The sequence below is a fragment of the Verrucomicrobiota bacterium genome (assembly GCA_039027815.1).
Taxonomy (GTDB): Bacteria; Verrucomicrobiota; Verrucomicrobiia; order Verrucomicrobiales; family JBCCJK01; genus JBCCJK01.
In genome coordinates this window covers 1-11480 of sequence record JBCCJK010000056.1, presented here as the reverse complement: position 1 = coordinate 11480, position 11480 = coordinate 1, and the positions used below count along the sequence as shown (strand labels likewise).

The window sequence follows — 11480 nt, the reverse complement described above, 5'->3', positions numbered from 1 at the left end:
GGCCGAGTGGATTTCGGGCCAGACCAAGGCGCGACGAGGGCGCGGTGCAGGCACCGTAACCGAGGAGCAACGCAGCGCTGGCTCGAAAGACACCGGCTCTTCCTTCCCCGCGCTTCAGCGCCTCTTCCCCACAACACCTCCCCTCCATTCTAACAGTGAATTCTGGAGGTTGGTATCAGCGGCCCGCTACTTTCCGATGCAAAAACTCCCGAAGATTTCCCCGAGGAGTTCCTCCGCATCCAGCTGGCCGACCACCTCGCCGACCGCCTCCATCGCCTCCCGCAGCTCGAGCGCGAGAAACTCGGGCGACTCCCCTTGAGCCAACTTGGCGAGAGCCGCGCTCAAAGCCCGCTCGGCCTGCTCCAGCGCCCGGCGATGCCGTAAATTGATCGCCACAAAGCCCTCGGCGCGCAGCTCCTCGCGATCGACCAGCAGATAGGCGATCACCCTCGCCAAGTCCTCCACCCCTTCCCCCGTCTCGCAGGAAAGGCGCACCGCCTCCCGCCCCTCCCAGCTCCCCAGGAGCCCCAGGTCCACCTTGTTCAAAACCAGCAGGGCCTTGGAAGCGGCCCCGATCGCCTCCTCCACGAGAGCCGCCTCGGCTTCCTGCGCGCTCCCATCGATGATCCCCAAGGCCAAGTCCGCTTGGGCGATCGCCTCCCGGGTGCGCTCCACTCCCGCTTGTTCCACCGGATCGGCCGTCTCCCGGAGACCTGCCGTATCGATCAAGCGGACCGGCACCCCCTGAAAATTCACCACCTCCTCCACCGTGTCCCGGGTCGTCCCGGCGGCTTCGTTGACGATCGCCCGCTCGAAGCCGAGCAGCCGATTGAGGAGACTGGACTTCCCCGCGTTGGGTTGGCCGCACAAAACCACCCTGGCCCCCTCCCGCAGAATCCTGCCCTCCTCGGCCGTCGCCAAGAGCCCCCCCACTCTCGCTTCCAGCCGCTCCAGGCGGACCCGCAACTGCTGGCCGGTTTCCGGGTCGATGTCCTCGTCTGGAAAATCGATGTAAGCCTCGATGTGGCTGAGGAGAGACAGCAACTCCCCCCGCAGCTCGAGGAGCCGCTCACTCAGCCGGCCCTCTTTCTGGGCAGCGGCCGCCCTCAGCGCGAGATCGGTTTGCGCGCCGATCAAATCCATGATCCCCTCGGCTTGCGTCAGGTCCAGCTTGCCGTTCAAAAAAGCCCGCTCGGTGAATTCCCCCGGTGCCGCTGGTCGCGCTCCCGCCCGAAACAGCGCTTCCAAAACGCGCTCGGTCACCAGCTCCCCCCCGTGGCCGGTGAACTCCACCAGCTCCTCTCCGGTGTAACTCTTGGGCGCCCGAAAAAAGGTCAGGAGCCCATCGTCCAGCTCCCTCTGCCCGTCCCAAGCCCGCACCCTCAGGACTCGTCTCGGCGCCCAAGCAGCGGCCGGTTGGCTTGCCCGAAAGACCTGAGCAGCCACCGCCAGCGCTCCCGGCCCCGAGACCCGCAGCAGGGAAATCGCGCCTCGCCCTGGCGGCGAAGCGACTGCCGCGATCACCTCCTCTCGTATCATGCCAACGACTGCGCAGCCAGCACCGCTTGCAGCTCCTCGAGACAGCGCTCGTTTTGAGAGGGCGTCCCGATGGAGATCCGGACCCACTCCGGCAGCTTGTAGCTCGCCATGGCCCGCAAGATAATGCCCCGCGCCATCATCTCGCGGAAAACGGCCTCCCCATCGCCCACCTTCACCAGGACAAAGTTCGCAAAGCTGGGAATGAACTCCAAACCCATCTCGGCAAAGGCCCCTTGGAAAAAGACCCTTCCCTCATCGGTGACCGACTTCGTCCGGTCCTGGTGCTCTTGGTCCAAAAGCCCCGCCAAAGCCCCCGCTTGGGCAATGGCATTGGCATTGAAGGGTTGCCGGCATTTCTGCAAGACCTCCGCCAGAGGCTGGGGCGCCAAACCGTAGCCGATTCGCAGCGCCGAGAGCCCTTGGATCTTGGAAAAAGTCCGCATCACCACCACATTCCGCCCCTCCCTCACAAATCGCAGGGTGTCGGGCGGGGAATCGAGAAACTCGTAGTAGGCCTCATCGAAGACCACTACCACCTCCTCGGGCACCCGGTCCAGAAAGCGCTCGATCTCGCTCTCGGTCACCAAGGTGCCGGTAGGGTTGTTGGGGTTGGCGATGAACACCTCTCGGGTATCCGGCCGGATGGCCGCCGCCATCGCTTCCAAATCGTGCTGAAAGCCCGGCTTCTCCGGAACCTCAATCGTCTCCGCGCCGAAGAGCGTCGACATCAGCTTGTAGACCACAAAAGCGTGATCGCTCACGACCGTGCTCGTGCCGGGCTTGAGCAGCGAGTGCCCGAGCAGCTCAATGATCTCGTTGGACCCATTGCCCAAGACCACATTCTCGCGGTCCAAGTCGAACTTCTCGGCGATGGCCGTGCGCAGCTTCCATCCGCCCCCATCAGGATAGAGATGGGCCTTTGGCAGGGCCTCCGTCATGGCGGCGACCGCCCGGGGCGAGGGGCCGAGCGGATTCTCATTGGAGGCCAGCTTGAGAATGGCCGAGGGCTCCAAACCGAGTTCCCGGGCCACATCCTCGATCGGCTTGCCTGGCTCGTAGGCATGCAAATCGCGCAACTGGGCGTGCACCTGATCCAAAATTGACATAGGGCGGAAATTTCAGTGGAAAGCAGAAAGGGTCAAGGCTTCCGGTTCTTTCCTACGAATCCCGTCCCCGACCGAGAAGAACCACCCCCCCCACGAAACAGTCTATGAGCCAAGAAACCCGCCTTGAACGCGACTCCATGGGCGAGATGGAAGTCCCCCTCCAAGCCCTCTACGGGGCCTCCACCCAACGCGCCGTCCTCAACTTCCCCATCGCCGGCCGCCCCTTGCCGACCGCCTTCATCCACGCCTTCGCGCTCATCAAGTGGGCTGCCGCCCACACCAATGGTGAGCTGGGCGTGGTCTCGACCGACAAGACCGCCCTCATCGCCCAGGCCTGCGAAGCCATCCTCCGGGGCGAAATCGGCCCGGAGCACTTTCCTGTCGATGTCTTCCAAACGGGCTCCGGCACCTCCACCAACATGAACTTGAACGAGGTCATCGCCACCCTCGCCAAACGGGCCGCGCCCGACTGCGGCGTGCATCCTAACGACCACGTCAATCAAAGCCAATCCTCGAACGACACCTTCCCCACCGCCATGCACATCGCGGTGGCCGTCGCGCTCAAAGACACCCTCATCCCGGCCCTGACCGCCCTCGGCCAAAGCCTCCGCGCCAAAAGCCAGGAGTTTTGGGACGTGCTCAAGATCGGACGCACCCACCTCATGGACGCCACCCCCGTGCGTCTGGGTCAAGAGTTCTCCGGCTTTGCCAAGCAGGTCGAAAAAGCGGTCGATCGCTCTCAAAAAGCCCTCAAAAGCCTCCACGAACTGGCCCTCGGTGGCACCGCGGTGGGCACGGGACTCAACTGCCACCCGGAGTTCCCCCGGCGGGCCATTGCTCGCCTCGCGGAGCGGACCGGCATTCCCTTCGTGGAGGCAGCCGATCACTTTGAAGCGCAAGCGGCCAAGGACAGCTTGGTCGAAGCCCACGGCCAGCTCAACACCATCGCCAGCAGCCTCTTCAAAATCGCCAACGACATCCGCCTCCTCGGCTCCGGTCCCCGCTGCTCGCTCGGGGAAATCCGCCTCCCCGCCACCCAGCCCGGCTCCTCCATCATGCCGGGCAAGGTCAACCCCGTCATGAGCGAGGCCGTCACCATGGTGGCCGCGCGCGTCTTCGGAAACCAAAACACCGTCACCTGGTGTGGGGCCAATGGGCACTTCGAACTGAATGTCTTCATGCCCGTCATGATCGACGCCCTGCTCGAAAGCATCGACCTCTTGGCCCAGGCCTCCCAAGTCTTCCGCAGCAAGTGCGTGGAGGGCATCGAAGCCAATCCCGAGCGCTGCAGTGAACTCATCGAGTATTCCCTCAGCATGGTCACCAGCCTGGCCCCCGTCATCGGCTACGACCTCGCCACCCAGATCGCCAAAGAAAGCGTGGAAACCGGGCGGACCGTCCGGGAGCTTTGCCAAGAGCGACTCGCAGCACTCTCCCTGACCCAAGCGCAGCTCGACGCCGCCCTCGACCCCGCCCGCATGACCGAGCCCGGCTGACAAAGAACTCACAAAAAAGAACTTCGTTTCCCAGAAGAGGGCGCTCATGCTGGGTGATGACCCGCCTCCTCTTTTTGCTTCCGCTCCTCCCCCTCTTGGCGGTGGCAGGCCCGCGCGACCAGGCTTGGGAGGCGATCGATCAGGCCTTGGCTGACGACCTGCCCCAAACAGCCCTCCAAAAGCTAGCCCCTCTTTCCAAAGCCGCTCTCGCGGAGAAGGCCTGGGGCGAAGCCGCCAAGGCCATCGCGCTGCGCCATCGCTTGGAAGGGGAGATCGAGGGAGGCCTGGCCGCCATGATCCGAGGCCTAGACGGGGAGCGCACTGGCCTACCGTCCCAAGTCCAGCCTCTCCTGAGCACCCTCTCGGCCAAGTGGCTCTTTCGCTACTACCAGGAAAACCGCTGGCGCATTCTCGATCGCTCCCCCACCGCCGAGCCACCCGGGGACGACTTCGAAACCTGGGACCTCGTGACCATGCTGGGTGAAATTGACCAGCGCTTCCAAGAAGCCCTCTCCCAGCCCCTCCCCTTGCAGCAAACGCCCATCGCCGAGATCGCGGCCCTCCTCACAGAAAGCTCTCTCAGCGATCGCTTTCGCCCCACCGTCTTCGACTTTCTGGCGCACGAAGCGATCGATTTCTACCTCCTGGGCGAGCAAGCCTCCACCTCCCCTCCCCATCCCTGGGAGGTCGCGGCTGACTCCCCGGCTCTCGGCGATTTGGAAAGCTTTCTCAACTGGCAGCCAGAGCAGGTCGCCGAAAACGATCGCCAGCTCCAGACCCTCCGCCTTTACCAAAGTCTGGCCCGCTTCCACCGGGAACAGGACCAGCCAGACGCCCTTCTTCTACTCGATTTGGAACGGCTCGCCTGGGCGGACCGCGCCTCCCCAGAAGACACCCAAGTCGCCTACCAAGCCGCTCTCCGGCGCTTCCTGAAAGCGCACCCAAAGCACGAACTCTCCGCTTTGGCAGCGGAGCGCTTGGGCCGTCTTCTCTGGTCGGCCGGGCAAGCTGTTGAGGCACATCGTCTCGCGACCGACTCAGCCCTCCAGTTTCCCGACTCGATTTTCGGCCAGCTCTGCCAAGGATTGGTCCGGGAGATCGAAGCCCCTGCCTTCCGGCTGGAAACCGAGCGGACTTGGACCCCCGCCGGGGCCGAGATCGAACTGCGGACCCGCAACCTCGAGCGCGCCTACCTCCGCGCCTACTCCCGGCGCTGGGAACCCCACCTGGATGCCCATCCCGACGAAAAGGCCCTCTCGGAGATACTCGAAACCGAGCCCAGCCAGGCCTGGGACCTTCCCCTGACCGACACGGGAAAGTACCGCCCCGCCACCACCACACCCGAAGCGCCTCACTTAGAACCCGGATTCTATCTCCTCGTCGCGAGCAGCCAACCGGACTTCGAGCCGGGCGACCCCTTCCTGCAAGCCTGCCCCATCTGGGTCACCGACCTGGCCCTCGTGGTGCGGGGCGACTCAGAGGGAAAGCTGAATGGCTTCGTAAAAGACGCGCTCAGCGGCCGCCCCCTCGCCCAGGCCCAAGTCACCCGCCACCTGGAAGGCCAGCCCTGGCTCGGACGCAAAACCGTTCGCACCGACCCCAGCGGTTTCTTCGAATTCCCCTCTCAGGAAGGAGATCGCTCCTATGAGCTTTTGGCTTCCTTTGGAGGGAGCCGAGTGGCCGTCGCTGGTTGGAAAGGACATTCCTTTCAAGAACCCTCCGCCAAGCCCGATGACCGGCTTCTTCTTTTCACCGACCGCGCGCTCTATCGCCCTGGCCAAAGCATCCACGTGAAGGGAATCCGCTACCACGCCGATTCCCGAAAAAACAAATACACCACGGTCGCGGACCACCGCTTCACCCTCCTCTTCCGGGATCCCCAGGGCCAAGTCTTGGCCGAAACCCCCGTCACCACCAATGGCTACGGCTCCTTTTCGACCACCCTGACCGCACCCAGCGGCAGCCTCCTGGGGCGCTGTCGCCTGAGCGCCCCCGGCGCGAGGGGATCCACTTCTCTCAACGTGGAAGAATACAAGCGGCCCCAGTTCTTCGCGAAACTCGAACCTCCCGAGGCCAGCGTCCAGTTAGGGGACACCGTCACCGTGCTTGGCAAAGCGGAAGCCTACACCGGGGCCGCGATCGACGGCGCTCGGGTCAGCTGGCGGGTCGTTCGCCGCCCTCATTTTCCGGACTGGATTCGCTGGTGCTGGTGGGTTCAGCCGCCCTCCGCGGGCGACCAGGAAATCGCCCTGGGAACGGCCGAAACCGCGCCTGACGGCAGCTTCGCCATCCGTTTCCCGGCCCTCCCCGAGCCCGGCATCGATCCCAAAACCGAACCGGTCTTTCACTTCGAAATCAGCGCCGAAGTCACCGACCGCACCGGCGAAACCCGCTCTGCCCGCCAGACCATCCGTCTGGCCTACACCGCCGCCCAAGTCAGCCTATCGAGCGAGCCTTGGCTGACCGTCGACCGCCCGATTGTCCTTCAAGTGCGAACGCTCTCCCATGATGGAGAACCCCGGGATCTCGAGGGCGAGCTGACCGTCCACCGCTTGCAAGAACCCGAAAAAGTCCTCCGCCCCGCGCTCCTTTCGCGCGCGGGCCAAAGCACCGATCCTGACACCTGGCCCCTCGGCGAGGTCGTCGCCACCCAGAGCCTGGCCAGCCAAGCCGGCCAAACCCAAGCCACCTTGGCCCCGCTCCCCGCCGGACTCTATCGCGCGGTCTGGACCTCCCAAGACGGTCAAGGCCAGGCCCTGACCGCCCTCTACGGCTTTCAGGTCGTGGACGAGCAAGCCTCCAGCTACCCCGCTCGGCAGCCTTTTGTCGTGGAGTCGCCTAGTTGGCAAGTGCAGCCGGGCGAGACCTTCCGTTTCCTCTGGGGCTCAGGCTACGAAAGCGCCCACGCCAGCGTGGAGCTTTTTCATCGCGGCCAAAGGATCGCCCGCTATCAGACCGACCCGCAAAAAACCCAACAAGTTTTCACCTTCGCCGTGCAGGAAAAACACCGAGGTGGCTTCCAGTTGGTCGTCTCCCAGATCAGCGAGAACCGCTTGCACGAAAGCGCCCACCACATCGCCGTTCCCTGGAGCCATCAGCAACTCCGCCTTCGTTGGGAGCATTTCACGGACAAGCTTCGGCCGGGGGCCGAAGAATCCTGGACGGCCGTCATCGAGACGCCTGAAGGCCAGGCCCTGGACGCCGAATTCGTAGCCACCCTCTACGACGCCTCGCTCGACGCCTACCTCCCGCACCATTTTCCCGCGAGCTTTTCCGGTTTCTACCACGATCGTGGTAGCCTCTCCTACCGCGCCGCCAGCATCCGCCCCGCTTCCCAGCGCTCCTACTCCCGGGTCACTTGGGAGGGCCTGGCCCCCGCCTTTCCCCCGTTTCGCTCCTTCCACGAGAAGCTCGGGGCCCTTTCATTCTTTGGCCCATTCTTTGGCCGAGAGGAAAGAGCCTTCAGCGCCGGAGGAGGGGTCTTGGAATTGGCTGGGGATTCCGATCCCTTCGCCAGCCCGGCCCCGTCGTCGGAGTCTGACGGAGCCTTGGCAGGCCGCCTGGCGGAGGAAAGCCCCTCCCCACGACCCGCCCTCGATCAAGTGACCCTCCGCGAAAACCTCAACGAAACCGCCTTCTTCTTCCCGCACCTCACGAGCGACCCTGAAACCGGCCAAGTCCGCCTGCACTTCACCCTGCCGGAGGCCCTCACCACTTGGCGTTTTCTCGGCTTTGCCCACGATACCAGACTGCGCGCCGGCCACCTGGAGGGCCAGGCCATCACGGCCAAGAAACTGATGGTCCAGCCCAACCCGCCGCGCTTCCTCCGCGTGGGCGACACCCTCCACTTCACCACCAAGGTCAGCAACCAAAGCGAAGCCGAACAGACCGGCGTGGCCCGTCTCACCCTCGCGGAAGCTCGCACGGAAAAGGACCGCAGCGCCGAACTCATCTCGGGCGATCTCGAACAGCCCTTCACCATCCCCGCCCAGCAAAGCGCCACCCTCTCCTGGAAGATCACCGTCCCCGAGGGCACGCCTTTCCTGACTTACCAAGCAGTCGCCTCCACTGGCGACCTCTCCGATGGCGAAAAAGGTTGGTTGCCGGTGCTTTCCAAAAAAATCCTCGTTACTGAATCCCTTGCTCTCCCCATTCGCGGCCAAGGCAGCCAGGAATTCGCCTTCCCCAAGCTCCTCGCAAGCGGCGCATCAGAAACTCTCCGCAGCCAACGCCTCGAAGTAGAGGCAGTTTCCCACCCCGCTTGGTATGCCATCATGGCTCTGCCCTACCTCATGGAATTTCCCCACGAGTGCGCCGAGCAGACCTTCAATCGTTATTACGCCAACGCCCTCGCGAAGCACATCGCGAACAGCGATCCCAAGATCGCCAAGATCTTCGAACAATGGCGCGGCACCGAGGCCCTCGATTCGCCTTTAGAAAAGAACGAAGAGATCAAGCAGATCGCCTTGGAGGAAACCCCCTGGGTTCGCCAAGCCACCAACGAATCCGAAGCCCGTCGCCAAGTCGGCCTCTACTTCGAGCCGAACACCGTCGAGCACGAGCTGGAGAAAGCCCTCCGCAAGCTCACCGAGATGCAGCGCCCCGACGGCCTCTGGCCGTGGTTCCCCGGTGGCCGTGGCTCGGAATACATCAGCCTCTACCTCAGCACCGGCTTCGCGCGACTCCGCGCTCTCGGTATCGAAACGGATCTCACCCCCGCGCTCCAAGCCCTGCCTGCCATCGACGCCGACTTCCGCCAACGCTGGGCAGACATCCTCGAAGACGACACCCTCGACCAAAACCACTACTCCCCCCACATCGCCCACTACCTCTACACGCGAACCTTCTTCCTCAAGGACAAGGTCATCAGCGCAAACAACCAACCCGCCTTCGACTACTTCGTCTCCCAAGCCGAGCAATACTGGACGAGCACCCGCAGTCGCTTCTCCCGCGCCCAAACCGCGCTCGCCTTGCATCGCCTCGGCCAAAGCGAGACCGCCCAGCTCATCACACAATCACTGAAAGAGAACGCCATCATCGATGAAGAACGCGGCATGTATTGGAAAGACCGCGAGGGCGAAGGCTGGTGGTGGTGGCAAGCGCCCATCGAAACGCAGGCCATGATGATCGAAGCCTTCCGCGAAATCGATGGCGATGACAAGGCAGTCGAAAACTGCCAAGTCTGGCTCCTCAAACAAAAGCAAACCCAAGCCTGGAAAACCACCAAAGCCACCAGCGACGCCCTTTACGCTCTCCTTCAAGGAGTGGGGGCGTCCCGCCCCCAATGGCTCACCAGCGACGCACTCCTTGAAATCCAACTCGGCCAGAAAACCATCGAACCAGAGACTTCCGAAGCCGGCACCGGTTTCTACGAAAAGACCTTCAGCAAAGCCGAGATCGATCCCTCCATGGGCGACATCACCCTCACGAAGAATGACGAAGGCGTTTCTTGGGCCTCGGTGCACTGGCAATACCTCGACGACCTCGATCAAATCACCGCCCACAACGAAACCCCTCTCCGCCTCACCAAAACCCTCTTCACACGCGAGAACACCCCAAGCGGCCCCGTCCTCCGCCAAGTGGCTGGCCCGGTAGAGATCGGTCAGGAACTCGTCGTCCGCCTCACGCTCGAGACGGATCGCGCCATGGAATTCCTCCAACTAAAAGACCACCGAGGCTCCGGCACCGAGCCAGTCGATGTCCTTTCCGGCTATCGCTGGCAGGATGACCTCGGCTACTACCAAGTGACCCGAGACACCGCGACCCACTTTTTCATCGACCGGCTGCTCCCCGGGAAATATGTCTTCGAGTATAGCGTCCGCATCCAACACGCCGGGGAATACCCCATGGGCTTGGCCGAAATCCGCTCCATGTATGCCCCCGAGTTCAACGCCCATTCGGAGAATGTAGATCTCATCGTAAGATAGCGCGACTCATCCCGGCGAGCCTCGAATAACCCCAAGGTTTGTGGAGTGCGGCGGCGGGGCTTGCCCCGCGAGGGTGGAGGGAGTTTTATAGGGAGGGGGTGGGAGCGCTCTTTATACCAAATCCAAGAAAGGTTTGGACGATAGCGGAGCGGTTTTTGGGTTCTGGCAAGGCGGGAGTGGTCAGGCTGGACCGGGGTCCTGCCTGACCCGACCAACGCCGTCAGGAGCCAAAAGACGCCCGCCACGCCTCTTCCCGCAGCCACAGGCTGCCTGAATTACCAACCCCATCAGATCCTATCGTCCAAAGATTTCTTGGATTTGGTATTAGGGCTGGATAGTTGGCCCCGGCAAGCCACCGCACTCCAGAAGTCTTTTTGTAACTCACCCAAACGGCTCATCGAGACGACCCGGCCTACCACGCGCTGCACGCGTAAAAAACCTGATGCCCAAATTCCTGACCGCCGAATGGCGACATCTCCTCTTTCTGAACTACGAAGTCGAGCCCTCCGTGCTCACCCCCTACCTCCCGGCCGGCACCGCGCTCGACTTCTTCCAAGACCGCACCTTCGCCAGCCTCGTGGGTTTCCGTTTTCTGAAAACCCGTCTGAAAGGCTTCCCCATTCCCTTCCATCAGCACTTCGATGAGGTGAACCTCCGATTTTACGTCAAGCGCCAAGGCCCCGATGGCGAGTGGCGTCGGGGCGTCGTTTTCATCAAGGAAATCGTGCCCAAGCCCGCCATCACCTGGGTCGCCCGCGCTTGCTACGGAGAAAAGTATGTCACCACCAGAATGCGCCACCAACTTCGCCTGGACGAGCCCGATCCCAGCGCTCGCTACCAGTGGAAACACGGGGGCGCCTGGCAGACCCTGGGCCTCACCCTCGACGGACCGGCCGAGGACTTGCAGCCGGGATCAGAAGAGGAATTCATCACGGAGCACTACTGGGGCTACAGCCACACCCGAGGCGGAAACACCGTGGAATACCAGGTGGCCCACCCCCGCTGGCGAGTCCGCCCCGCCAGCCAACCCATCGCAGAAATCGATCTCGTCTCCCTCTACGGCCAAGCCTTCGCCGAGCCCCTCAGCCAAGCCCCCACCAGCGTCCTCTACGCGGAAGGCTCACCGGTGGCCGTCTACGATGGCCAGAAGATCGCCTAGAAGCGGTCTCGCAAATAGAAGTCGTACTATTTGTCAGGTGTATAGGAGTCATGGATGAATAGGGCGGAGAGCCAATGGGACATCGCGAAGACCATCCTAGCAGAAGCCCCCCGAAAACTACGGTAGCAAGCTTTCCCCGGTGGCCCGCGACGTCCCCGGCGCGGTGGGGGGAGACTTCTTGTTCTGGGTGCAGCTGATCCCAAGTGATAGGTAGTCGGAAAGGCCTTGGGTGGGTGCGTGGTTTGCGAATCGG

General features: G+C 63.0%; 5 protein-coding genes. 3 read left to right on the top strand and 2 right to left on the bottom strand.

Translation table 11 applies throughout. The features are described from left to right. Positions 1-186: 186 nt before the first annotated feature. Both mnmE and hisC read right to left on the bottom strand, forming a co-directional pair. Positions 187-1524 (bottom strand): tRNA uridine-5-carboxymethylaminomethyl(34) synthesis GTPase MnmE, encoded by a 1338-nt coding sequence (gene mnmE / locus AAF555_11520; protein MEM6912194.1) that lies wholly within the window; start codon positions 1522-1524, stop codon positions 187-189. An 11-nt stretch (positions 1525-1535) separates the two neighbouring features. After that, positions 1536-2645: a histidinol-phosphate transaminase gene (hisC, locus tag AAF555_11515; GenBank protein ID MEM6912193.1), complete on the bottom strand. Its 1110-nt coding sequence runs from the start codon at positions 2643-2645 to the stop codon at positions 1536-1538. A gap of 104 nt (positions 2646-2749) precedes the next feature. On the opposite strand from hisC, the gene AAF555_11510 reads away from it, so the two are divergent. The 3 genes from AAF555_11510 to AAF555_11500 all read left to right on the top strand — a co-directional run bounded on the left by AAF555_11510 (position 2750) and on the right by AAF555_11500 (position 11227). Beyond that, positions 2750-4141 carry a class II fumarate hydratase gene (locus AAF555_11510; GenBank protein MEM6912192.1) on the top strand — a complete coding sequence of 464 codons (1392 nt, stop codon included), beginning with the start codon at positions 2750-2752 and terminating at the stop codon, positions 4139-4141. Between the two features lie 56 nt (positions 4142-4197). Then, a complete protein-coding gene (locus AAF555_11505) occupies positions 4198-10068 on the top strand; it encodes an alpha-2-macroglobulin family protein (GenBank protein ID MEM6912191.1) in 5871 nt (1956 codons plus the stop codon). A gap of 442 nt (positions 10069-10510) precedes the next feature. Further along, positions 10511-11227: a DUF2071 domain-containing protein gene (locus AAF555_11500; GenBank protein MEM6912190.1), complete on the top strand. Its 717-nt coding sequence runs from the start codon at positions 10511-10513 to the stop codon at positions 11225-11227. Positions 11228-11480 lie beyond the last annotated feature (253 nt).